Origin of the sequence: Luteimonas changyuni, from assembly GCF_039548395.1 — a bacterium.
Classification (GTDB): domain Bacteria; phylum Pseudomonadota; class Gammaproteobacteria; order Xanthomonadales; family Xanthomonadaceae; genus Luteimonas.
Genome location: NZ_JBCLUZ010000004.1, coordinates 145,307 through 168,535, shown reverse-complemented (window position 1 = coordinate 168,535; position 23,229 = coordinate 145,307). Strand labels below are relative to the sequence as shown.

General features: G+C 70.1%; 18 protein-coding genes. 1 reads left to right on the top strand and 17 read right to left on the bottom strand.

Going from position 1 to position 23,229, the window contains the following annotated elements; translation table 11 throughout:
* Positions 1–233: 233 nt before the first annotated feature.
* The 9 genes from WCD84_RS03165 to WCD84_RS03125 all read right to left on the bottom strand — a co-directional run bounded on the left by WCD84_RS03165 (position 234) and on the right by WCD84_RS03125 (position 13,181).
* A complete protein-coding gene (locus WCD84_RS03165) occupies positions 234–2,054 on the bottom strand; it encodes a carboxypeptidase regulatory-like domain-containing protein (RefSeq protein WP_343280396.1) in 1,821 nt (606 codons plus the stop codon).
* Complete coding sequence (locus WCD84_RS03160) at positions 2,051–4,354, bottom strand: hypothetical protein (RefSeq protein ID WP_343280395.1); 2,304 nt, start codon at positions 4,352–4,354, stop codon at positions 2,051–2,053. Before WCD84_RS03160 ends, WCD84_RS03165 begins: the two co-directional genes overlap by 4 nt.
* Positions 4,351–5,649 (bottom strand): BatA domain-containing protein, encoded by a 1,299-nt coding sequence (locus tag WCD84_RS03155; protein ID WP_343280394.1) that lies wholly within the window; start codon positions 5,647–5,649, stop codon positions 4,351–4,353. Before WCD84_RS03155 ends, WCD84_RS03160 begins: the two co-directional genes overlap by 4 nt.
* Positions 5,646–6,551: a DUF58 domain-containing protein gene (locus tag WCD84_RS03150; protein WP_343280393.1), complete on the bottom strand. Its 906-nt coding sequence runs from the start codon at positions 6,549–6,551 to the stop codon at positions 5,646–5,648. Before WCD84_RS03150 ends, WCD84_RS03155 begins: the two co-directional genes overlap by 4 nt.
* Positions 6,552–6,562: 11 nt before the next feature.
* Positions 6,563–7,561 carry an AAA family ATPase gene (locus WCD84_RS03145; protein WP_343280392.1) on the bottom strand — a complete coding sequence of 333 codons (999 nt, stop codon included), beginning with the start codon at positions 7,559–7,561 and terminating at the stop codon, positions 6,563–6,565.
* A gap of 147 nt (positions 7,562–7,708) precedes the next feature.
* The gene (locus WCD84_RS03140) at positions 7,709–8,407 is read right to left on the bottom strand and encodes a DUF4159 domain-containing protein (RefSeq protein ID WP_343280391.1); all 699 of its coding nucleotides are present in this window, start codon (positions 8,405–8,407) and stop codon (positions 7,709–7,711) included.
* Positions 8,408–8,426: 19 nt separating this feature from the next.
* Entirely contained in the window at positions 8,427–9,761 is a 1,335-nt protein-coding gene (locus WCD84_RS03135; protein ID WP_343280390.1) for a TldD/PmbA family protein, read from the bottom strand.
* Between the two features lie 21 nt (positions 9,762–9,782).
* Positions 9,783–11,417, bottom strand: a complete 1,635-nt coding sequence (locus WCD84_RS03130) for a TldD/PmbA family protein (RefSeq protein WP_343280389.1) — start codon at positions 11,415–11,417, stop codon at positions 9,783–9,785.
* Between the two features lie 132 nt (positions 11,418–11,549).
* Positions 11,550–13,181: a TldD/PmbA family protein gene (locus WCD84_RS03125; protein WP_343280388.1), complete on the bottom strand. Its 1,632-nt coding sequence runs from the start codon at positions 13,179–13,181 to the stop codon at positions 11,550–11,552.
* A gap of 177 nt (positions 13,182–13,358) precedes the next feature.
* On the opposite strand from WCD84_RS03125, the gene WCD84_RS03120 reads away from it, so the two are divergent.
* Positions 13,359–14,084 (top strand): helix-turn-helix domain-containing protein, encoded by a 726-nt coding sequence (locus WCD84_RS03120; protein ID WP_343280387.1) that lies wholly within the window; start codon positions 13,359–13,361, stop codon positions 14,082–14,084.
* Positions 14,085–14,118: 34 nt separating this feature from the next.
* Here the strand turns inward: WCD84_RS03120 and WCD84_RS03115 are convergent, their stop codons facing one another.
* The 8 genes from WCD84_RS03115 to WCD84_RS03080 all read right to left on the bottom strand — a co-directional run bounded on the left by WCD84_RS03115 (position 14,119) and on the right by WCD84_RS03080 (position 22,671).
* Positions 14,119–16,122 (bottom strand): ATP-binding protein, encoded by a 2,004-nt coding sequence (locus WCD84_RS03115; protein WP_343280386.1) that lies wholly within the window; start codon positions 16,120–16,122, stop codon positions 14,119–14,121.
* Positions 16,119–16,868, bottom strand: a complete 750-nt coding sequence (locus WCD84_RS03110; protein WP_343280385.1) for a response regulator — start codon at positions 16,866–16,868, stop codon at positions 16,119–16,121. Before WCD84_RS03110 ends, WCD84_RS03115 begins: the two co-directional genes overlap by 4 nt.
* Before the next feature lie 73 nt (positions 16,869–16,941).
* A complete protein-coding gene (locus WCD84_RS03105; RefSeq protein ID WP_343253885.1) occupies positions 16,942–17,199 on the bottom strand; it encodes a hypothetical protein in 258 nt (85 codons plus the stop codon).
* A 6-nt stretch (positions 17,200–17,205) separates the two neighbouring features.
* Positions 17,206–19,557, bottom strand: a complete 2,352-nt coding sequence (locus tag WCD84_RS03100) for an FdhF/YdeP family oxidoreductase (RefSeq protein ID WP_343280384.1) — start codon at positions 19,555–19,557, stop codon at positions 17,206–17,208.
* Positions 19,554–20,477, bottom strand: coding sequence for a formate dehydrogenase accessory sulfurtransferase FdhD (fdhD, locus tag WCD84_RS03095; protein WP_343280383.1), 924 nt, complete (start codon positions 20,475–20,477; stop codon positions 19,554–19,556). The genes WCD84_RS03100 and fdhD overlap by 4 nt, the downstream gene beginning before the upstream one ends.
* 387 nt (positions 20,478–20,864) lie before the next feature.
* Positions 20,865–21,365 (bottom strand): hypothetical protein, encoded by a 501-nt coding sequence (locus WCD84_RS03090; protein ID WP_343280382.1) that lies wholly within the window; start codon positions 21,363–21,365, stop codon positions 20,865–20,867.
* A 3-nt stretch (positions 21,366–21,368) separates the two neighbouring features.
* Positions 21,369–21,689 (bottom strand): STAS-like domain-containing protein, encoded by a 321-nt coding sequence (locus tag WCD84_RS03085; RefSeq protein ID WP_343280381.1) that lies wholly within the window; start codon positions 21,687–21,689, stop codon positions 21,369–21,371.
* 28 nt (positions 21,690–21,717) lie between these two features.
* On the bottom strand, positions 21,718–22,671 hold the full coding sequence (locus WCD84_RS03080; protein WP_343280380.1) for a hypothetical protein: 954 nt from the start codon (positions 22,669–22,671) through the stop codon (positions 21,718–21,720).
* Between the last annotated feature and the right edge of the window lie 558 nt (positions 22,672–23,229).

Sequence of the window (23,229 nt, the reverse complement as noted above, 5' to 3'; positions counted from 1 at the left end):
GGAGGCAGGGGGGATGCCCAGAGCCGGCCATGGATGGCCGGCGGCCGGAACTGGGAGCAGGATGCGCATATTCCGGCTGGGCATCCCCCCTGCCTCCACGGCGGGCAGCGCGCACCCTCCCGGAGCAATCACCCGCAAGCTCCACGCAGTCGGGAGAAGAACCTTTTTTTGCGGTCTCCTCCCACGCGGGGTCGCACGCCCGCGGCCTCCGGCCGGAAGCCGAGGGCCCGAGGCTAGCTGCGGCGAGCGGCACGCTCCAGCCACCACAGCGCGGCGGCGGCCAGCAGCCAGGCCAGGAACCAGGGCCAGCGCGGGCCGGCGGCGGTGGTGGACCTGGCTTCGGCCACCGTGGCTGGCGAGGCGGGCGTGGCGGTGCCGGCCAGGCGCAGCGTGGCGTCCCGTCGCGCTCGCGCCGCGAGGCCCGGCAAGGCATCCGACGCGTGCACGTACAGCATGGGCGCGGCTTCACCCTCGCCCGCGCGATGCCAGCCGCTGTCCCGCGGCCAGACCGCGGCGCAGCCGTCGGCAAGGGGATCGGCGCGGGGATGCAGGCGGCTGCCGTCCCGGGCAACCAGGGCGGAGCCGGGCGCGAAGTCGCAGAGCGTGGCGCGCCGGCCGGCGCGAGCGATGCCTTCGAAGCGCGGCTGCCTGGCGGCGCCGGCGCGGGCAAGCGTGGCCGCTGCTTCGCTCCACAGGCGGGCGTGTCGCAGGCCGTGGCCGGTGAGCACGAGGCGGAAGCTCTGGTCGAGGTTCCAGACCGCGATCCGGCCGCGTCCCGATGGCCGCCAACGCGCCAGCGACGCGCCGGACGCGTCGTCGAGCAGGGACACCGAGCCGTCGGCGAGGATCGGATACGGCTGGCGTGCGAGCGCAGGGGCTGCGTCGCCGCTGGCCTCGCCCGAGGGCGGAGGCGTGGTAGCGGCGGCAGCGGCAGTGGGCGCGGTGACCGCATCCAGGAGCACGTCGGCATCGAGCGCGGGATCGCCCGGTCCGAGCGTGAAACCGAGCTGGCGCAGGAGGTCGCGGGTGGCAGCGTCGGGCGTGACGGTGATGCGCAGCATCAGGCCCAGGCCCTGGTCGACCGCGGCCAGCACGGCGCGGCGCGCGGGTGCTCCCAGGCCGTTCCAGCCGCGCTCGTCGACGATGACGAGGTCGAAGCCCGACAGGCTGTCGGGGTCGAAGGCGAGTGGCGTGTCGCCCACGGCCACGCCGCCGCCCAGCGCCATGCGGCTGTGCAGGACCAGGCCGGCATCGCTGGCCCAGCGTCGCAGGTACTTCAGTTCCGGATTCGGTGCGCCGGAGAGCAGCAGCAGGCGTGCGCCGTCGCCGGCCCGTGCATCGACCGGAATTTCGGCTTCGGCTTCGACCTCGCCCGCGAGCCGCAGCCTGTAGATGGCCGGGCCGGATGCCCTCACGGGGGCCTGCAAGCGGAAGCGGCCTTCGTCGTCCGCTGTCGCGCGGTCCTGGACGGTGCCGGCGGGGTCGAGCAGTTCCACGCCGCCTGTCACCGCATCCTGCAGGCGGCCGGTGACGCGCAGCATGCCTCCGCTGGCCACGCGCGCCGGCGCATGCAGCGCGACGAGGCCCGGCGGCAGCGGTGGCGGATCGAATGCGAGCGGCAGGCCCCGGGTGGCCTCGCGATCGCGTGCCTCCAGTCCGCTGCCGAGGACGTGCAACCGGCCCGCCTGTGGATGCCGGCGCAGGGCAGTGGCAAGGTCGGGCATGCGCTGCGCAGCCGCGGCGTCGATCGCTTCGCTGCCTGCCTCGGGCAGGGCGACGAGCAGGGCGCCATCGCGCGCCGCCTGGCGCGCCTGGGCCGGGTCGGTCCCGGCGGTCATGAGCGCCAGGCTGGCCTGTTGGATCGAACGCCCGGGCGGCAGCAGCGCTGCATACAGCAGCGCGGCGCAAGCGCACTGCAGCAGCAGGATGGCGGCAAGATGCCCGGCGCCGGGTCGCCGCTGCGGCGGCAGGCGGCGCCAGCGCAGGCTGCGGCGCAGCGAGCCGGCCACGGCCGCCAGCGCCAGCACGAGGGCGATGGTGGTGGCGAAGCTCATTCGCCGCCGTCCCCGTGCAGCGCATCCAGATAGGCCTTGCCGGCGGCATCGGGGCCGGTGCGCTGGAGCGGCACCGCCGCGGGTGGCCGGGTCAGTGGCCAGAGCAGGGCGCGGAGGCGGGCACGGCAGTCGTCGCAGGCAGGGTCGCGCTGCACGGCATCGACTGCGGCCATCACCGCCAGCGGGTCGCTGCTGCGCTCGCCGTTGGCCGCCAGCCAGGCCTGCAGGGCACCCGGGTCGATGCTGCCGTCGGCGGGCGGCGCGGCGAGGCCGCGCCAGAGCGCGGCGGGGACGTCTTCCTCCAGCCGGGCAGGCGCCAAAGGCGCGCGCCGACTGGCGATGCCCTCGCGATCACCCGAGAGCCGCCGGCCGAAGTCGACGGGCGGCAGCCCGGTGCCGGTGCGCGCGAGATGGATGCGGTCAGCCTGCTGGATCTCCTTGACCAGGACCAGGGCGCGGTTCGCAGCCGGCAGCGCGTCGCGCGGGCGCGCCTGGCGCAGGGCGAGTTCGGACTGCCACATCTCGCCCAGTGCGCGGCGCAGCAGGGCGCGCGTCTTCGGGGCGAGCAGGGTCGCGGCTTCGGGGATGTCGTGGACGTGGCCGAATTCCTCGAGCACGTCGCCGGCCTTGCCGAATCCGGTGCGGCCCGGCTCGCCCGCTGGAGGCGCAGCGCCGGACGCATGTCCGTGGCCATGTCCCTCGCCGTCCCCGGTCGCCTTGCCGCCGGGCCCGCTGTCGTCGTCGCTGTCGTGTCCGCGGGCCTGGTCCTGCGCGGCGGACACCATCTCGCGCCATGCGTCGGCTTCGTCCTCGGCGTCGCTGGTCGGCAGCAGGATGGGCGGAGGCGGCAGGTCGTCGGCATCGATCCCTGCGGCCGAAGGCAGCGTCGGCGCGCCCTCGCTCACCTCGCCGAGGAACTGTCCGTAGCGCAGCCGCAGCAGGCGCTGGTCCACCGCGATCGCATCCGAGCGCGCGCCGAAGGCCTCGTCGTCCAGCTGCGGCCGCGCCGCGATCAGGGCCTCGGCATCGATGATGATCTGGCGCTGGCTGGCGAAGTAGGCGGGCAGCACCTTCTGCAGCACGCCGTCCATGCCGCTGTCCTCGCCGGCCTGCGGCGGCGGCCAGCGGAGGATGTGGCTGGCACTGCGCGCGGACTGCGCGCGCCCGGGGCGATTGTCATGCACAACGAAGTACACGATCAGGTCATCGCCTTCGGCGAGGCCGAGCGCGTCGAGGTCGAGCTGATGCGAGAACCGCCGGCGGTGCCTGTCTCCGCGCCCGCCGAGCTGCCGGACTTCATCGCGGAACCGGATGTCCTCGCCGCTGCCCTCGGTCATGGTGAGGTGCATCTCGGCGCTGGCGGCAAGGCCGTGGTCATCTTCGGCCTCGAAGTTCAGCGTCCAGCGCCGCTGCCCTGGCGTGCGCAGGCTGAGGGTCCGTGCCGGGGCGGTGACCCGGATCGATGGCGGGAGGTCGCGGATGACGTCGATGCGGTGCAGCGCATCGTCCCGCCAGGGCAGGCTGGCGCTGGCGACGATGCGATACAGGCCGGGCTGCCCGGCGACCGCGTCCGCGCGCCAGCGCCCGCCATCGCGTTCGAGCGCGATCCGCCGGCCGTCGATGAACTCCAGCGCCACCGCATCGGGCGGGGTGTTGAAGCGCAGCGTCCATGCGAGCGTCGTGCCCTCGGGGACCTTGGCATCCAGGACCGCTTCCTCCCGGCCTGGCAGCCGGGTATAGGCCGGCGGGGTGATGCCAAGGCGGTATTCCAGCAACTCGATCGCGACCGGGGTGGTCGCCGCGGCGGCGCGGGTGTCGCTCCCGCCCGGGGAAGCGTCGGCGGGCGATGCGGCCGGCCAGAGCAGGATGGCCGCGGTCAGCAGGGCGGCGGCCGCGGCGCTGGCCAGGATGCGGGCCAGCGGCCAAGGCGTGCGGACGCCGGCGACCGTGGCGGAAGGCAGTCGCTGCAGGATGCGATCGCGCTGCAGCCTGGCCAGCGGCGGCAGGCTGGCGCCATCGTCGGCGAGCAGGGCGCTGCTGTCTTCGAGCTGTGGCTGGCTGGCGTCGAGATGGCGCTGCAGCCAGCTGCGGTCGAGCGTCCGGCTGGACCACCAGGCCCCCGCCAGGGCGAGCAGCAGGGCGGCAGCCGCGCTGGCCGCGAGCAGCGCCGGGCGTCCATGGCCGAGCCGCCAGGCCAGGGCGGCCGCGACGGCCACCCAGGGCAGGGCGGGCGCCAGCGTGGCCGCGAACCGGCGACGCCGCGCGGCACGCAGCAGCTGCGCGAAGGCGTCCCTGCTCATGCCCCGCGCTCCCGCCGCGGTCCTGCCGCCAGCCAGCGCTCGAGCAGGAACAGCAGGGCGATTGCCAGCGCCAGCCAGGGCGAAAGGTCGCGCAGGGCCTGCGGCCAGGGACCGACATCCGCCAGCAGCGGCGCATGTTCGGCGGCGAGCACGCGCGATGGCGCGGGTGGCGGCTCGATGGCGACGCGCAGCCGCTGCGGGAAATCGGCGTCCAGCAGGGCCGGCAGTGCCGCGGCGGCCAGCGGTCGCGTCCATTGCAGGGCGCGGCCGCGGCCGAGCCTGGCCGCCCGCAGCAGTGGCTGGCCGTGTTCGTCTTCCCAGATCGACGCGGCGTCTTCCAGTCCCGGCAGCAGCGCGTCGTGGGCGAGCAGCGCGGTGCCGCCGGCTTCGATCCAGGCGATCGCTTCAGGCGGCGGAGTCCCGGGCGCCAGCCAGGCGCGCACGACCAGGCCGGTCGAGGCGCTGCCGTCGCTATGGCCGATGCCATGGCTGCCGTCGGTGCGGCCTTCGCCGGCGGTGTCACCGTCATCGCCGGCTTCGTTTTCGCCAGCATGCCCGTGGGTTGCCCGCCACGCGGCGGCCACGGCATGCAGGTAGCGCGCCCCGGCGTCGCTCCCGGCGTCTTCGATGACGAGCCGCGGCGCTGGTGATGCCGGATCGCCTGTCTCCAGGGCGCCAGGCGACGACGCCGCGGCCGCGGGAAGCACGCGCCATTCCACCGGACGCGACAGCCGCGGACGCTCGGCATCGACGCCATCGAGCACGGATGGAACCAGCACGACCAACGGGACGCCGGTCGCCATGTGCATGTCGAGTTCGCGCAGCAGGCTGATGGTCATCCGGGCGTCGCCTGGTGGCGGAGCGTCGTCCAGTGATGGGAACCCCGGCGCAAGCCACCGACGCTGGATGTCCACCGGGTCGGCATCGTTGTCGCCGCCGTGATCGCCGCGCGCATCCGCTGCTGCGGCCTCTGCGGAGGAGTGCACGGCAGCGCGAAGCGCGTCGGCGTCCACTCCTGGCGCGGCGACGATCCACGGCGCGCCGTTGCCCGCAAGCGGCACGACCGGCCGCGCCAGCAGCAGGGCCAGCAGGACGACGAGCAGCAGCCGCAGCATGAGCAGCAGCCGCTCCTCGAAGCGCAGCCGCTGGCGCGGGCGCAGTCGCGCGGTAAGCCAGCGCAGCGCTGCAAAGTCGACCGGGCGCTGCTCTTCCCGGCGTGCCAGGTGCAGCAGCAGCGGCACGGCAAGCGCGACCAGTGCGGCAAGGCCGGCGGGCAGCAGCAGGATCGGACTCACGCTGCCCCGCCTCCGCCGCCCGCGCCGCCGTCGAACAGGCGCCGCAGCGGCAGGTCGAGCGGTTCGTCGAGCACGTACTCCACCTGGCGGATGCCGGCGGCCGCCAGGCGCGCGGTCTGCTCGCGGCGTGCGGCCCCGAACCGCTGCAGGAAGTCCGCGCGCATGGCGCCGCCGTCGCCGCGGAGCTCTTCGCCCGCTTCCACGTCGCGGAAGAGGTGCCCGCGTTCGAAGGGGAAGTCGCGCTCCTCCACGGTCAGCAGGCGGATCGCCAGGACCTCGCGCTGTGCCGCCGCCAGGCGCCCGGCCAAGGCCAGCGCGTCGGCATCGAAGCCGTCGGTCAGCAGCAGCACCAGGTCCCGGGGGGCGATGCGCCCGTGCAGCGGCGCGAGCGTGCTCGTGCCCGGCCAGCCGCCAGCGGCATGCAGGCGATCGAGTGCGAGCAGGCAGCGGTCGCGGTGTCGCGCTCCCGCGGCGGCCGCCTGCATCGCCAGGCCATCGGCATTCAACATGGCGAGTCCGAAGCGGTCGCCCTGGCGCAGCGCGATGTCCATGGTCGCGGCGGCAAGTGCGCGGGCGGCATCCAGCCTTGACCAGTCGGGGCGCGCCCGATCGGCCTGCGCCATCGACGCGCTGGCGTCGACGAGGATCCAGATCGCCAGCGGGCTGTCGCGCTCGGCCTCGCGCACGAACCAGCGGTCCGAGCGCGCATAGAGCTTCCAGTCGATCTGGCGCGGTTCGTCGCCGGGTTCATAGCCACGGTAGCGGGCGAACTCGACCCCGGCGCCGCGGCTGTGGCTGGCGTGCAGGCCGAAGCCGCGGTCGCCCCGGGCCCGTCGCGGGGTGATCGCGATCTGCCGCAGCCGCGCGCGGACATCGGCCGGCAGGAAACCGGGCGTGGACATCGCGCGGCCGCTCAGGCAGCCGGTGCGGGCACGGCCTGCAGCAGGGCCGCGACCACGTCGTCGGCGTCCTTCTGTTCGGCTTCGGCGGCGAAGGACAGGAGCAGGCGGTGGCGCATCACCGGCGCGGCCAGTGCGTGCACGTCCTCGCGCGTGGCCGCGTAGCGCCCCTGCAGGAGCGCTCGCGCCTTGGCCGCCAGCACCAGCGACTGGCCGGCGCGCGGGCCCGCGCCCCAGCGCACCCAGTCGCGCACCGCCTGCGGCGCATCCGGGCCCGGCCGGCTGGCGCGCACCAGGCGCGTGATCCAGGCCAGCAGGTCGTCGCCCAGGTGCACTTCGCGCACCAGGGCCTGCAGTGCCAGCACCTCGTCGCCGTCCATCACCTTCAGGACGGGGGCGCGGGCGCTGCCGGTGGTCTGCAGCAGGATCTCGCGCTCCTCGGCCTCGTCCGGATACTCCACGCGCACGTGCAGCAGGAACCGGTCCAGCTGCGCCTCGGGCAGCGGATAGGTGCCGGCCTGTTCAAGCGGATTCTGGGTGGCGAGCACGAAGAAGGGCGAGGGCAGGGCATGCGTCGTGCCGGCGTAGCTGACGGTGCGCTCCTGCATTGCTTCCAGCAGGGCGGCCTGGGTGCGCGGCGGAGTGCGGTTGAGCTCGTCGGCCAGCAGCAGGTGGGTGAACACCGGACCGCGCTGGAACTTGAAGCTGCGCCGGCCGGTGCCGTGCTCCTCTTCCAGGATCTCGGTGCCGAGGATGTCGCTGGGCATCAGGTCCGGGGTGAACTGGACGCGGCGGAAGCCGAGGTCGAGGGCCTCGCCAAGCGAGCGCACGAGCAGGGTCTTGCCGAGGCCGGGCACGCCTTCAAGCAGGCAGTGGCCGCCGGCGAGCAGGGCGACCAGCATCTGCTCGACCACTGCGTCCTGGCCGACCACGGCCTGGGCGATGGCGGCGCGCAGGGCGTCGAGGCGGGCCAGCTGTTCGCGGATCCCGGATTCGTCGGGCGTGGGGTTCATTGGCAAATCACTTCCGGTTTTTCGTCTGGACTGTGGGAGCAGCGACAGCTGCGATCGTGCGGCCACGGGAATGACGTGGGGGAAACAGGATCTGGCGGACCGGGTCGCAGCTGTCGCTGCTCCTGCAGGGGGGCGTCGCGGTGGGCGTCATGCGCTCAGGGCGTACACCACGATGTTCACCGCGAACTTCGTGTTGTCTTCGGCCAGGAAGCGCTTGTTGCGCCAGTCATAGTCCCATTCGCAGCCGTAGTCCTTGTTGCTGTAAAGCACGCCCAGGCGGCCATCGACCTCGATGCCCTTGAGGTAGTCGTGCACCAGGTCGTCGCCCCAGCCGTTGAGTTCGTAGCTGGTCGCGGGCGGGCCGTCGGGGAAGCGGAAGAAACTGGAATACAGCGGATGGCTGTCCGGCAGCTTGCGCAGGGCGTCGCCGCCGAAGATGTCGGCCATCTGCCGTTCGAAGGATTTCGCGAACAGGCCGTCGATGTCGTGGTTGCAGTCGTCGACGAAGACGAAGCCGCCGTTGCGCACGTAGCGCTCGAAATTGCGCCGCTCCGCCGGATTGAACTCCACCAGCGTGTGCCCGGCGAGATAGCAGAACGGCGCCAGCAGCATCTTCGGGTCGGCCAGCGCGACCACGTGCTCCTTCGGATCCACGCGCAGGCTGGTGTAGTCGACCAGCGCGGTGGCCAGGTTGGCCGGCATGCGCTGGTCGACGTCCCAGTTGCCGGAGTCGTACTTCAGGCGGGTGAACCAGAAGTCATGGCCGGCGTTGGCGCGCGCGGTCGCCGGCAGGGCGGAGGCCGCGAGCCCGGCGGCGAGCAGGCGCAGGGCGCCGCGGCGGTCCACGTCGCCTCGGCCCCCGCCCTCAGACCGCGTCCGAGAGCGAGGTGAAGGTGAAGTCGCGCAGGCGCATCGGCGGGATCATCATGCTGAAGCGCGACTCGTCGCCGCTGACCCGCACCGGCTTGCCGAGTTCGTCGATGTTGTTGAGCATGATCACCGGCGACTCGTTGAAGCGGAAGTTCTTCAGCGGGTACTTGATCTCGCCGTCCTCGATGTAGAAGGTGCCGTCGCGGGTCAGGCCGGTGAGCAGCACGGTCTGCGGATCGACCATGCGGATGTACCAGGTGCGCGTGACCAGGATGCCGCGCTCGGTGCCGCGCACCAGGTCGGACGTGGACGCATCGCCGCCGGCCATCAGCAGGTTGCCCGGTCGCGCGATCTCCTGCTTGCCCTGCTGCTTTGCCCAGTAGCGGGAATACAGCAGGTTGGCGATCTTGCCCTGGTCGATGATGGGCATGCGCGTGCGCGGCAGGCCTTCGCCGTCCCAGGGCAGGACCGGTGCGTCCTGGTCCCAGGGATCGGCGTGGATGCTGACGCGCGGGTCGAAGACCTGCTCGCCCAGCTTGTTGCCGCCGCCCTTCTTCGACAGGAAGCTGCGGCCTTCATCGGCCTGGCGGGCGTCGAAGAAATTCATCATGAACGAGATCAGGCCGGCCGCCGCGTGCGGCTCCAGGACCACGGTGTACTTGCCCGGTTCCAGCGCGCGCGCGTTGGCCGAGGCGCTGGCCTTGCGGATCGCGGTGCGCACGTCGCGGCCGGCGTTGAAGGGGCCGATGGCGGTGACGTTGCGGCCGACCCAGCCCGAGCCGGTGCCATCCTCCGTGCGCACGGTGCAGGTGTAGTCGGCGCTGGTCGAGGTCTGGTAGCCGAAGTTGCCGTTGCTGTTGGCGAACGCGGTGAAGCCGCGGCTGTCTTCGAGGAAGCCCGCGGCGATGAGCTTGTCGGCGCGGCTGGGGACGATGGAGTCCGCGGCGACCTGCGCGCGGTACTCGGGCGTGATCGCGGCGGTGGCGTCGTCCCAGGTGGCGCTGGGCCGGTAGTCCTGCTTGCCGATGGCCGGCATGAACTCCGGGTTCTCCGGCGCCAGGCGCGCAAGGTCCTCGGCGCGGCGCACCACGCGCTCCAGCGCGGCGTCGTCGAACTCGTTGATGCTCGCGGTGCCGACGCGCTTGCCGAAGGCGACCTGCACGGCCAGCTCGGTGTTGTCGACGATGCCGCTGGTGGAGACGTTGTTGAGCGCGAAGCGGATGTTGCCGGCGGTGGAGCCGCTGAGCGTGGCCGTGCACTCGTCGGCGGTCGACAGCGCGACGACCTTGTCGAGGATGGCCTTGGCCTGGGCTTCGGTGAGCATGGGCATGTTATGGGTTCCTGTGTCCGGTCAGCCGAGGTTGCGGGCGGTGTTGATGACGTTGATGCCGTTGAAGCGCGCGGTACTCGAGCCGTGCGAGACCGCCGACACCTGGGAAGGTTGGCCCTTGCCGTCGAAGAACGAGCCGCCAAGGCGGTAGTCGGACTCGTCGCAGACCGCGACGCAGGCGTTCCAGAACTCCGGGGTGCGGATCTGGTAGGCCACGTCCTCGACCATGCCGGTGATGGCGCCGTCCTTGATTTCATAGAACAGCTGGCCGCCGAACTGGGCGTTGTAGCGCTGCTGGTCGATCGAGAACGAGCCGTCGCCGACGATGTAGATGCCGTCCTCGACGTCCTTGATCATGTCGGCAACCGAGAGCTTCGCCTTGCCCGGCGCCAGCGAGACGTTGGCCATGCGCTGGAACTGCACGGTCGACCAGGAGTCGGCATAGCAGCAGCCGTCGGACTCGGTCTTGCCGACGATGTGGGCCTGGTCGCGGATGGTCTGGTAGTCGACCAGGATGCCGTCGCGGATCAGGTCCCAGCGCTTGCACTTCACGCCTTCGTCGTCATAAGCCACCGCGCCGAGGCTGCCGGGCTGGGTCTTGTCGGCGACGATCGTGACCTCGTCGCTGCCGTAGCGGAAGCCGGCCTCGCGCTTGTCGATGGTGGCGAAGCTGGTGCCGGCGTAGTTGGCCTCGTAGCCGAGCACGCGGTCGAGCTCCAGCGGATGGCCGACCGATTCGTGGATGGTGAGCCAGGTGTGGGAGGGATCGAGCACCAGGTCGTAGCGGCCGGGCTTCACGGTCGGCGCGGACAGCTTCTCGCGCGCCTGCTTCGCCGCGGCCACGGCATCCTCGACCATGTCGTAGGACTGGCCGTAGTTGACCACGCCGTTGGGCGAGACGTACTTCTGCGAGGCGTCGCCGTCGAAGTATTCATAGCCCAGGCCCATCGGCGAGGACAGTCCCGAGCGCGAGCGGAACTTGCCGCTGGACTTGTCGATCGCGGTGACGTTCATCGGCGCCCAGATGCGGTGCACGTCCTGGTCGATGTAGGAGCCGTCGGTGGAGGCGAAGTACTTTTGCTCGTTGACCGCGAACAGGGTGGAGTTGACGAAGTCGGCCCCGGCGTTCGTGGCCGCGGCGTTGACCGACAGCAGCAGCTCGACCTTGTCCTTGACCGGCACGTCCATGGCATTGCGGCGGATGGGCGTGCGCCAGGAGACTTCCCCGTAGCCGGGCGCGGCGGCGAACTGCACCGGCGCGGTCTGGATCTTCGCATTGGCGTGGGCGATCGCCGCGGCCTGGCGCGCGGCGGCGGCGACGCCGTCGGCGCTCAGGTCGTTGGTGGCCGCGAAGCCCCAGGCGCCGCCGGCGATCACGCGCACGCCGACGCCGGTGGATTCGGTGTTGACCACGTTCTGCACCTTGTCCTCGCGGGTGACCACGAACTGGCGCAGGTAGCGGCCGATGCGGACGTCAGTGTAGGTCGCGCCGGATTCGCGCGCCGCCGACAGCGCGGCATCGGCGAGTGCCTTCTTGCGCACGACGTCGATGGAGGTGGCGAGGTCCTCCGCGGCGATTGCCCGGGTGAACAGCGAAGGCACCATCAGGCCGCCCAGGCCGATGCTGCTGAAAGTCAGGAAATCACGTCTGTCCAAGGCTGGCTCCCCGGTGTGTGCGCATGGATTGGAATTTCCGGAAGACGCGCACGCATGCGCAGCCGCCGGACCCTCTGATTCTTGCGGTGTCCGCAGCGGGGGGTCAATGAACTAATGGCATGGTCGCCGCGCTCAACCGAGGTTGCGCGCGGTGTTGATGATGTTCACGCCGTCGAAGCGCGTCGTGCTGGAGCCATGCGACACCGCCGACACCTGTGACGGCTGTCCCTTTCCGTCGAAGAACGAGCCGCCATGCCTGAAGTCGCGGGCGTCGCAGATCGCGCTGCAGGCGTTCCAGAACTCGGGCGTGCGGATCTGGTAGGCGACGTCCTCGACCATGCCGGTGATCGCCCCGTCCTTGATCGCGTAGTACAGCTGGCCGCCGAACTGGGCGTTGTAGCGCTGCTGGTCGATCGAGTACGAGCCGCGGCCGTGGATGTAGATGCCGTTCTCCACGTCCTTGACCATGTCCGCCACCGACAGCCGGTCGCGCCCGGCTTCGAGCGACACGTTGGGCATGCGCTGGAACTGCACGCTCGCCCAGGAGTCGGCGTAGCAGCAGCCGTCGGATTCGTCCTTGCCCAGGATGTGCGCCTGGTCGCGGGTGGCCTGGTAGTCGACCAGGACGCCATCGCGCACCAGGTCCCAGCGTTTGGCGGGCACGCCCTCATCGTCGTAGCCGACGGCGCCGAGCGTGCCGGGGGTGGTGCGTTCGGCGATGAAGTTCACCCGCTCGCTGCCGAAGCGGAAACCCGCGTCGCGCTTGTCGACGGTGGCGAAGCTGGTGCCGGCGTAGTTGGCTTCGTAGCCGAGCACGCGGTCCAGCTCCAGCGGATGGCCGACCGACTCGTGGATGGTCAGGAACAGGTTGGAGGGATCCAGCACCAGGTCGTAGCGGCCCGGCGTGACCGAAGGCGCGCGCAGCTTCTCGCGCGCCTGGCCGGCGGCGGCCACTGCATCCTCGCGCATGTCGTAGGAGTCGCGGTACTGGACCACGCCGCCGGGCAGCTGCAGCTTGCCCGAGGCGTCGCCGTCGAGGTACTCGTAGCCCATGCCGACCGGTGCGCCGAGCCCCTGGCGGGTGCGGAAGCGCCCGCTGGCCTTGTCCACGGCGGTGACCGTGAACGGCGCCCAGATCCGGTGGATGTCCTGGTCGACGTAGCTGCCGTCGGTGGAAGCAAAGTACTTCTGCTCGTTGACCAGGAACAGGTTGGATTCGACGAAGTCGGCGCCTGCCGCCATGGCTGCTGCGTTGACGCCCAGCAGCAGCTCGATCTTCTCCTGCACCGGCACCTCCATGCCGTTGCGCCGCAGCGGCGTGCGCCAGCTGCGTTCGCCCAGGGCGGGCGCGGGAGCCAGTTGGACGGGACTGTCCTGGATGCCGGCGTTGGCGCGCGCGATCGCTGTCGCCTGCCGGGTGGCCCGGGCCACGGCATCGGGAAGCAGCGCGTTGGTCGCGGCGAAGCCCCAGGCCCCGTCGGCAAGCACGCGGATGCCGACGCCGGTGGATTCGCTGTTGACGACGTTCTGCACCCGCGACTCGCGCGTGGACAGCGACTGCCTGAGATAGCGGCCGATGCGCACGTCGCAATAGCTCGCACCGGCGTCGCGCGCGGCCTGCAGCGCGACGTCGGCCAAGGCGCGCTTGAGCGCGGGATCGAGCATGGAAGCGAGTTCAGCCGCGGCGATGGCGCGCCAGCCGGGCAGGGTGAGCGCAAGGGTGGTGGTTCCTGCAGCAAGGACAAGGAAGTCGCGGCGTTGCATCGGTCTCTCCGGCGGACATTGCGACGCAGCTTGACGCAAGTCCGCGCGCGTCGCCAAGCCGTACCTGCGCCGGCGCCGGACGCGCGGTTACATTCTGTTACCAGCCGTTACCACCCGCTGCCTGTTCGCGGACGCCGGCTGAATAGAGTGGGGACATCGCGGAATCGGAGGTGCCCCATGTTCCAGAACGCCCTGTCCAGCCACGTCGCCAGCCCGGCCGGAGCCGGTGACTGGGCGGATGCCCGCCAGCAGCATGCGGCGCCGGCGCTGGAGTCGCTGCTGCTGCGCTGGCCGCCGCGCGTGCACCGCGTCGATCCGCGCCAGGCCCTGTTCCATGCCGGGCAGCCGCGCGGCTCGCTGTTCTACATCCGCTCGGGCTGCTTCAGGACCAGCGTGCTGAGCGAGGACGGGCGCGAGAAGATCACCGGCTTCCGCATGCGTGGCGACCTGCTTGGGCTCGACGCCGTCGACATGCCCGCGCACGCCTGCGACGCGGTCGCGCTGGATGCCGCCGAGGTCTGGGAGCTGCCCTGCACGAACCTGCAGGACATGCTGCCGGAGATCCAGGTCCGGGTGACCGCGATGCTTGCCGGCGAGATCCGCCGCGACTGGCGCTGGATGCTGGCCCTGGGCACGCTTGGTGCCGACCAGCGCGTGGTGGCCTTCCTGCTCGACCTGTCGGCGCGCTTCGCGACCATGGGTCTGGACCGGGAACTGTTGCTGCTGCGCATGACCCGCGCCGAACTCGGCAACTTTCTGGCGCTGACCCTGGAGACCGTGACCCGGGCGCTGTCGCGCATGCAGGCGCGGGGGATGATCGAGGTCAACGGCCGCCGCATCCGCATCGTCGACGAAGCCGGGCTGCGCGCGGTGCTCGCAGGCCACGGCGAACGTTGCCACTGACGGCCGGCAGCCGGACCGGCTCGACCTCGGGGGATCAGATGCCCCGGGCGAGCTCCCTGCGCACCGCTTCGACCAGGTCCTCGCGCCGCCAGGGCTTGCGCAGCAGCGGAAGTCCCGACGTGCCCTCGGCGTCGGCCACGTGTTTTTCGTCGCCCGATGTCAGAAGCACCGGCAGGCCCGGATGGAGTTCTCGTGCGCTGCGTGCCAGCGTCTTGCCGTCCATGCCGGGGCCCAGCATGACGTCGGTGAACAGGAGCGCGAATCCGCTGTCGCCGGCAATGCGTTCCAGCGCCTGCCCGGCGTCGGGCACCGCCTCCACGTCGTAACCCGCGGCGCCCAGGAAGGCGACGCTGATCGCGCGCACCGCAGGGTCGTCCTCGACCACCAGTACGCGCTCACCGCGGCCGGCCGCATCGACGGGCCCGGCATCGGCATCGTCGACGGCCTTCGGCGCAGCGTCCGCAGCGACCGGCAGGTACAGGCGTACCTCGGTGCCTTTGCCGGGGCTGCTGTCGATCTCGAGGTCGCCGCCGCTCTGGCGCGCGAAGCCGTAGACCATGCTCAGGCCGAGGCCGTTGCCGTGTTCGCCCTGCCTGGTGGTGAAGAAAGGCTCCATCGCCCTGGCCAGGATGTCGGGCGACATGCCGCGGCCGTTGTCGCGCACCGACACCCGAAGATAGTTGCCTGCTACAAGGCCGGCGCGGGCACTGGCGACCCGCTCCCCTTCGGCGGCGACCACGATCCTGCCGCCGTGGAGCAGGGCGTCGCGGGCGTTGAGCACGAGGTTGAGCAGGGCGGCCTCGAGCTGGCCGGCATCGACGTAGGCGGTGGACAGGCCGTCGGCAACCTCCAGGCGCAGGCGCACGGAATCGCCAAGCGTGCGCTGCAGCACCCGCTCCACGTCATGCAGCAGTGCCGCGACGTCGACGTCGCGTGGAAGCAGCCGCTGTCGCCGTGCGAAGGCGAGCAGCTTGGCCGTGAGCGCGGCACCCCGGCCCACCGAACGCAGGGCGCTGGCGAGCAGCTCGCGTCCCTGCCCGGAGTCCACTTCGGTTTCCAGCAGCTGCAGGCTGCCCGACATCACCGTCAGCAGGTTGTTGAAGTCATGCGCGATGCCGCCGGTGAGCTGGCCGATCGCGTCCAGGCGATGCGCGTGCGCAAGCTCCTCCTCGGTCCGCCGCAGGCGCACGAAGGCCGACAGCGTGCCGGCGGCGGACTGCAGCAGGTGGCGGGCGTCGTGGTCGAACCGGCGCGGCTCGCCGGTGGTGGCCAGCAGCGCACCGAAGACCTGGTGGCGCTCCAGCACCGGGACCATCACCGCGCTGCCCGAGCGCGGCAACGGCAGCGGGAACAGCGCCGCCGCCGACGGGTCGGCGGCGATGTCATCGATGGTCCAGGCATCCCGGTGCTGGCCCGCGAACGGCCGCGGCGGCGTGGCGCCGACCTGCCACGCGGGCCCGGTCGCCGCGCGCACTTCGGCCCGCCGGGTTTCGTGCACGGTGGCGATGATCGCAACCGATTCCACGCCCAGGGTTTCGGCAAGCAGGGGAGGCAGCGTCTCCAGCAGGTCCGATTCGGCGCTCGCCTCCAGCGCCAGCTGGCCGATGCGGGCGGCGATCGCGTCATAGCGTGCGCGCGCCAGCGCCTGCCGTACGCGCTGGGTGCCGGAGATGTCGCGCACCGACGCCAGATAGCGCGGGCCCTCGGCCGACTGCAGCGGGCTGAGCGCGATCTCGATGGGAAACTCGCTGCCGTCACTGCGCAGGCCCAGCAGCGCCTGTCCGCTCGCGCCCATTGGACGCACGTGCGGCTGCGCGATGTAGCGGTCGCGGTAGGCGCGGTGGCGGCTGCGCGCCCCGGCCGGCACCAGGTCTTCGATCTCGCGGCCTTCCAGGCTGCCGCGCGGGTGGCCGAACAGGACTTCGGTGTGCGCGTTGGCATGGACGATCCGGCCATCGGCATCGATCACCACCAGCGCATCGGGTACCGCTTCGAACAGGCCGGGGATGCCGAGGGGCGGAAGCCTGCCGCCGGTCATGCCGGCTGCACGTCGGTTGCCAGCAGATAGCCCATGCCGCGCACCGAACGGATCAGCTCGGGAGCCGCCGGCTCGAGCTCGATCCTGCGTCGCAGGCGGGCGATGCCGACGTCGATGGCGCGGTCGAAGGGACCGGCCTCCCGCCCGTGCAGGGCGTTCATGAGCTCGTCGCGGCTGCGGACTTCATTCGGTCGCTCGAGCAGCACGCGCAGGAGATCGAACTCGCCGGTGGTCAGCGGGATCTCCATGCCGCCGGCCTCGTGCAGCCTGCGGGCGCCGAGGTCGATGACCAGGTGCGCGAAGGCCAGGCGGCGCGGTGGCGCCGGTGTAGTAGGCGGCTCTACGGGCGCTGTCCGGCGCAGCACCGAGCGGATACGCGCCAGCAGCTCGCGGAAGTCGAAGGGCTTGGCGACGTAGTCGTCGGCGCCGAGCTCCAGTCCGACCACCCGTTCGACCGCTTCGCCACGGCCGCTGACCACGATCACCGGGCCCTGCCAGTGCGTGCGCAGGTGCTGCAGCAGCGACAGGCCGTCGGCGTCCGGCAGGCCCAGGTCGAGCAGGACGACGTCGGGGTCGTATCCGGCAAGCGCCTCGTGCATCGCCGCCCCGCTGTGTGCGGCGCGGACCTGGAAGCCGTGTCCGCACAGATAGCGTTCGATCAAGGCGACGATTTCGATGTCGTCGTCGACCACCAGCACGCTGGGACCGGACGCAGCGGCGGCGGAGGCGGTGGCGTTGCTGTTCATTGCGGTGCAGCGTAGGGGTGGGAGCGCGGCCGACAGCATCGCACAGCGGGCCGCGCTGCGACCTTCGCTGCGTCTACGGCGGAAGGCTGTCGAGCAGGCGTCGACCGGCGTCTGTCAGCAGGACCAGGCTGCGCGCGCCGTCCGCGTGCACGCGGACCCAGCCCGGCCCCGCGACCCCGCCGATCGTGCCCGCGTCCATCCACGCCAGCGTGCGCACCAACACGCTCATGCGCAGGCCCAGGCGCTTGCACAGGCGCGCGGTCGACATGCCGTCAGGCTGCGACGCCAGCTCGACCAGCAGCGAATGGAGCAGGGCGGCGTCGACCGGCAACGCGGCTCAGCCGGAAAGCGTGGCGGGAATGTCGCGCTGGCGGGGCGCGGACGGGTCCGGCAGGTGCGCGGTCACGACCACCGGTACCGACTTCGAGGTCGGCGTGCGCGACTCGTCGGCGAAGCTCGAACGCGGCACCAGCGGGTTGGTCTCCGGGTAGTAGGCCGCCAGACAGCCCCGCGGAATGTCGTACTCCACCAGCAGGAAGTGCTTCACCTGACGCCGCACGCCGTCTTCGCCCAGGCTTTCCAGGTCGACCCGGTCGCCGGCCTTCATGTCGAGTGCGCGGATGTCGAGCGGGTTGATGAACAGCACGCGGCGCTCGCCGAACACGCCGCGATAGCGGTCGTCCAGCCCGTAGACGGTGGTGTTGTACTGGTCGTGCGAGCGGATGGTGGTCAGGGTGAACACGGGCTGCGTGCCGCGCGTGCCGCGGGCGCGGTGGACAGGGGTGTCGACGGGCACGGCCGCGGCAATGAAGCGGGCCTTTCCAGTATCGGTCGCCCAGATGCGGTCACGGGCGCCGTTGGACAGGCGGAAGCCTCCGGGTACGCGCACGCGCGCGTTGAAATCGCGGAAGTCGTCGAACACCCGCGCGATGAGGTCACGGATGCGGTCGTAGTCCTCGACCAGCCGGGCCCACTCGATATTCGACCGTGCCCCCAGGGTGGCCTGCGCCAGCCGCGCCACGATCACCGGCTCCGAGAGCAGGGTGTCCGAGGCCGGCGCATGGATGCCGGCGGACAAGTGCACCATGCTCATCGAATCCTCGACGGTCACGCCCTGCGGCCCCGAGGCCTGGATGTCGATCTCGGTGCGCCCGAGGCAGGGCAGGATGAGTGCGTCGCGGCCATGGACCAGGTGGCTGCGGTTGAGCTTGGTGGTGACGTTGACGGTGAGCGCGCAGTTGCGCAGGCCGCGCGCGGTGGCCTCGCTGTCCGGCGTGGCGACGGCGAAGTTGCCGCCCATGCCGAAGAACACCTTCGCGCGGCCGTCGATCATCGCCTCGATCGCGCCAACGGTGTCGTAGCCCTCCTCGCGCGGCGGCTGGAAGCCGAAGACATCCTGCAGCCGGTCGAGGAAGGTGGCCGGCGGCCGCTCCCAGATCATCATCGTGCGGTCGCCCTGCACGTTGCTGTGCCCGCGCACGGGACAGAGGCCGGCGCCGGGACGGCCGATGTTGCCGCGCAGCAGCATCAGGTTGGCGATCATGTGGATGGTCGCCACCGAGTGCTTGTGCTGGGTGATGCCCATGCCCCAGCACGCGATGACGCGCTGCGATTTCAAGTAGATGTCGCCGGCGCGGCGCAGCTCGGCTTCGTCCAGGCCTGACTCGGTGACGATCGTGTCCCAGGGTTCAGCCAGCACGTCGGCGGCGAACGCATCGAAATCCACGGTGTGGGCGGCGATGAATGCCTGGTCAAGCAGCGGCGCTTCACCCTTGGCGATCGCCTCCGCATTGCGCTCGAGCACGTGCTTGACCATGCCCTTGACCGCCGCCAGGTCGCCGCCGATCTTCAGCTGGAAATAGTCGGACGCGATCTTCGTCGATCCGCCGCGTGCCATTTCAAGCGTGTCCTTGGGATCGGCGAAGCGCTCCAGGCCGCGCTCGCGCAGCGGGTTGAAGGCGACGATCCTGCAGCCGCGCTTCGCGGCCTCGCGCAGCTCGCCGAGCATGCGCGGATGGTTGGTGCCGGGGTTCTGGCCGAACACCAGGATGCAGTCGGCCTGTTCGAAATCGTCCAGGGACACCGTGCCCTTGCCGACGCCGATCTGCTTGCCCAGCGCCGTGCCGGACGATTCGTGGCACATGTTCGAACAGTCGGGGAAGTTGTTGGTGCCGAACTCGCGCACGAACAGCTGGTACAGGAACGCGGCCTCGTTCGAGGTCCGCCCCGAGGTGTAGAAAATCGCCTCGTCGGGCGAGGGCAGGGCGTTGAGGTGCTTGGCGGTGAGTGCGAAGGCCTCGTCCCAGGTCGCCGGCACGTAGTGGTCGCGGGCCGGGTCGTAGCGCATCGGCGTGGTCAGCCGGCCCTGGCCCTCGAGCCAGTGGTCGCTGTACCCGGCCAGCTGCGCGACGCTGTAGCGCGCGAACAGCTCGGGGCCGGCGCGATGCCGCGTGGCTTCGGCAGCGACGGCCTTGGCGCCGTTCTCGCAGAATTCGAAGGTGGAGGCGTGGTCGCGGTCGGGCCAGGCGCAGCCTGGACAGTCGAAGCCATCGGGCTGGTTGGTGCGCAGCAGGGTGCGCGCTCCGCCAACGCCCACGTCTTCCTTCATCAGTTGGCGGGCAACGCTCTTCAGCGCGTCCCAGCCGCCGGCGGGGCCGTCATATTTCCGGATCGGGCCGTCGCTGCTCATGCCGCGTCGTTCCCGCCGGCGCGTGCGCCGTCGTGGATTGCATCCGTACCGGCATCGGTATCGCCAGCCGGTGGCTCCGGAAGCAGGCGCCGGCCATGGGTGTAAACCGCGTGCCCATCGTCGCGGGCGAAGCCGAGGAGGGTCAGGTTCGCCCGTTGGGCGAGCGAGATCGCCAGCGCCGTCGGCGCCGAGATCGCCGCCATCAGCGCGATGCCGACGCTGGCCGCCTTCATCGCCATTTCGTAGCTGGCGCGGCTGGTGACCACGAGGAAGCCATCCGCCGGCGCGTGCCCCGACGCGTGCATCGCGCCGATCAGCTTGTCGAGCGCGTTGTGGCGGCCCACATCCTCGCGCGCCAGCAGCAGCGCACCATCGAGCGACGCCCAGCCCGCGGCATGGACGGCGCCGGTGAGCGCGTTGACCGCCTGTGCCGCGCGCAGCTCGGCCAGGGCACGGCGCAGCGCCGGCGTCGAAACCCGCAGCTCGGTCGTGACGGGTGGCGGATAGCGCAGCGCGGCCTCCAGCAGCTCGCTGCCGCAGACCCCGCAGCCGCTACGTCCACTCATGCTGCGCCGGCGCAGGGCCAGCGCCTCGGCGCGCGCGACCGGGATGCGCAGGCGGATCTCGATGCCTTCGATGAACTCCTCGATGCGTTCGATCGAGACTTCGGGCGCGGCCTGGACGATGCCTTCGCTGAGTGCGAACCCGATGGCGAATTCGGCAAGGTCGGCGGGCGTGGCCATCATCACCGCGAAGGGCTCGTCGTTGTAGACGAAGGCCACGGGGACCTCCTCGGCGACGTGGTCGTCGAGCAGCCGCATGCCGCCATTGCGCCAGCGCTCGACGGGGCGCAGGACGCTGCCGGGAGCGGGAGCGGCAGCTGCTGCGGGCTTGGCGGGTTCGGCGGTGGTGCGGGACATGCGCCTAGGATGCCGCAACTGGCGCCGGCGGACAGCGGTTCCGCCCGCCAGACGGCAAAAAACCCGCATTTCTGCGGGTTTCCTGGACTTGCAATGGGGTGGGGTCTATCACATTCGACGAAAAAGCCGGGAAAAAATCCTCTGAGACATGATGGCGCGTCAGGTTGCCCCCATAGTTGCCCCCAGCACGCGACCGCGGCTGCGGGCTTGTTGAGCTCCACCCTTCAAGGTGCGGAAAGGCCTGCCGATCTTTTCAGCCAGCCCCTTGGTTCTTTGTGGGGTCCGTCTCGCGCGCCGATGCGCTGAGGGATCGCTACCGCGGTTTCAACGTCTCAGCCGGATGCGCTGGCAAGTTAGAGGCTCAGCACTCAGAGAAGCGCGGCTACCTCATTTCGTCACAAAGCGCCGGGGCGCAGAAATCGAGAGGTCTAGCCTTTCCCTGATTTCCTGAAGCTTGTCGGCCAGGTCGTCGGTGCTGGCCCTGACGGCCCGGCCTGGGGTATCGAAGTCGAAAGGCAGCGATATGAGATCCCTGAGACAGGCCGGCAATCCTCTGGCGTCTACCATGTCAGACGCTACGGTACAGTCAGTCTTGTGCATGGCGGCACTGAACGCCTTCAACTTACGCTTGAGTTCAAAGGCGCCCATCTCTGTCGAAGGCAAGCTCTTTGGGTCGTAATAGTGCTGCACCGCAAGATCAACGATGTCGTCTAACAACCTCTTGGCATCGTAGCGCCACGCGCGCAGCGCTTCCCTCAGGTCCTTTTCTTCTTCTCTAGCTTTCGCAAAGCGATGGGTCAGATAGGCTGCAGCGAAAGGCAACAGTATTGACACCCAAATCGGGGTGCCAGTCGTCAAAAATGAGGAGGACTCCTGTGCGGCCAGCATGCCTTACGCGTGGTGCGCTCGTTCGGAAGCAGCGTCCTCGATGCGGCTCCATGCGATGTCGACTGCGTCTGGATCGTCTTCCGAGATGATCTGTAGGCGCTCTCGGAGCTCTGCCAACGGAAAGAGCAGACCTAGCTCACCGAACGCCTCATCCAAAAACCCCGAGCTGTACCCCGCGCTACCTGTCAGGTCAAATATGACAAACCGGTGCTTCTCGAGTAGCGGCAACGCGCACGTTTCACGAAACTCTTCGCCAGAGAATCGTCCGTGGATCTTCCTCCTCCCGCCCGGGAAGCGGGAGAACTGCTCGGCGACCTTGAACATGATTGCGCCTTCGGGGGAGCTGGTGGGTTTATGGGAGCGAAACATCGGCGATGTGATCATGAGTAGCGTCCGACACTTGAATGTTGCTGATCCCGGTTAACTGCCACGTAACCAGGGTGCCCTTGAGACCAACCGACAGCGGGTGAAGTCTAACCGAGCTAGTGGAGGGGAAGATGACGGCGCCTAGGTTGGATACCACAGTCAGGGACCCTATGACCTGCAACTCGCGAACAAATTCATTCAGCTTTGTGAGGCCGTAGCCTCGTCGCTTCGAACTGAGCCTAGACACCCCCTTCTGAACCGCGCGTTCAAGCCACTTGGCGTCGTTCCAATGACGGAGCCGGTCGGCGATTCGCTTGTGCTGCTTTCTCCGGATCGTGGTTGGGATGCCTGCGCCTTGGTCGTAAAACGTAAAGCTGATAGTGCTAGATGCTTCATCGGCGAATCCCACGAGCCACCACTCGTTGAGCAGGTAAGGGTTCCTTCCAGGCTCGGCGTACGCGTGCTGGTACACGTTGTCCATGCACTCGATGAGAGCGACATGTAGTCGCCTTCGGTCGGCGGGTTCGAAGGCGAAGACGTGGGTGAAGCAATCCAGCAGCCTGTTTGCCAGTTCCGCATCGGTCCGATTGCCTCGTTCAATTTGGACGAACGTGACGGGGGCGTACGACTTGGGCAACAGGGGCTCTCTGATGTCCAGTGCCTTGAAGAATCCGATCTCTGTTAACAGAGAGGAGATTGCCGGATCCCTTGGATACGTGCCCGTGATCTGAGTCCGGCGTCCCAAGAACGATGAGCAGCGATGGATCTCGGCGACGAGCAATACAGCGGCCTCGACAGACAGCGTTTCCACGTCAGAGAAGTCCAGCGTGATTTTTTTGTGCTCGCCGCTAAGCGCTGCGTCGCGCAACCTGCCGACGAAGCCGAGTAAACGAAGCCAATCCTCTTCGCAGTCGTAGTCAAGCCGAGGCGGCAGTTCCAAAACGAGCCGTGCATTCCGCGTAGGCCGCCCATTGACCCGAAAATCTGGGTTCGGGGTAGTCCGATGCCCTGACAGGTGCCGCGTAGGGTCGTAAACGCGGTCACGACGCCCAGCGCGTCGCCGGCCGCGTTCGGATGCGATCCGAACCTGCCGCCACTTACTTTTAGGATTCCGATTCCCTGCCACGGCGTTTCCCCTGGCGGCTAGTGTACGGCTGAATGGACATGACTTGAGCGGCGGCCTGTCAGAGAGCCCAGTCCGATCCCAGAAGGAGACGAGCGCGATCGCGTCCACGTAGCCCTGCGGGCGGTTGCGGCTGCAGAGGCTGCGGCTGCAGAGAGAAGTGCGGCGGCTGAGTTGACGGCGCGCGTGGCGCGCGCAGCGGAGGCGCAGGAAGCTGCGGGGGCCCACGACGCGAGCGAGGCCGCACCGCGCGACTGATGTGGTTTTCAGAGCTCCCCGACAGAGCGGGCGCGACTGGCGGGGAAGCTGATCCGGTCAGCAAAGAGCATCACTCCTGCCTCTCTCCGCGGGCGTCCCGATGGACGGGGGTGCTGC

What these genes read in the sequence shown, in the direction of transcription:
- WCD84_RS03165 (WP_343280396.1), bottom strand. Translation starts at nt 2,054, where the DNA reads ATGAGCTTCGCCACCACCATCGCCCTCGTGCTGGCGCTGGCGGCCGTG.
- WCD84_RS03160 (WP_343280395.1), bottom strand. Translation starts at nt 4,354, where the DNA reads ATGAGCAGGGACGCCTTCGCGCAGCTGCTGCGTGCCGCGCGGCGTCGC.
- WCD84_RS03150 (WP_343280393.1), bottom strand. Translation starts at nt 6,551, where the DNA reads ATGTCCACGCCCGGTTTCCTGCCGGCCGATGTCCGCGCGCGGCTGCGG.
- WCD84_RS03145 (WP_343280392.1), bottom strand. Translation starts at nt 7,561, where the DNA reads ATGAACCCCACGCCCGACGAATCCGGGATCCGCGAACAGCTGGCCCGC.
- WCD84_RS03135 (WP_343280390.1), bottom strand. Translation starts at nt 9,761, where the DNA reads ATGCCCATGCTCACCGAAGCCCAGGCCAAGGCCATCCTCGACAAGGTC.
- WCD84_RS03125 (WP_343280388.1), bottom strand. Translation starts at nt 13,181, where the DNA reads ATGCAACGCCGCGACTTCCTTGTCCTTGCTGCAGGAACCACCACCCTT.
- WCD84_RS03120 (WP_343280387.1), top strand. Translation starts at nt 13,359, where the DNA reads ATGTTCCAGAACGCCCTGTCCAGCCACGTCGCCAGCCCGGCCGGAGCC.
- WCD84_RS03115 (WP_343280386.1), bottom strand. Translation starts at nt 16,122, where the DNA reads ATGACCGGCGGCAGGCTTCCGCCCCTCGGCATCCCCGGCCTGTTCGAA.
- WCD84_RS03110 (WP_343280385.1), bottom strand. Translation starts at nt 16,868, where the DNA reads ATGAACAGCAACGCCACCGCCTCCGCCGCCGCTGCGTCCGGTCCCAGC.
- WCD84_RS03100 (WP_343280384.1), bottom strand. Translation starts at nt 19,557, where the DNA reads ATGAGCAGCGACGGCCCGATCCGGAAATATGACGGCCCCGCCGGCGGC.
- fdhD (WP_343280383.1), bottom strand. Translation starts at nt 20,477, where the DNA reads ATGTCCCGCACCACCGCCGAACCCGCCAAGCCCGCAGCAGCTGCCGCT.
- WCD84_RS03090 (WP_343280382.1), bottom strand. Translation starts at nt 21,365, where the DNA reads ATGCTGGCCGCACAGGAGTCCTCCTCATTTTTGACGACTGGCACCCCG.
- WCD84_RS03085 (WP_343280381.1), bottom strand. Translation starts at nt 21,689, where the DNA reads ATGTTCAAGGTCGCCGAGCAGTTCTCCCGCTTCCCGGGCGGGAGGAGG.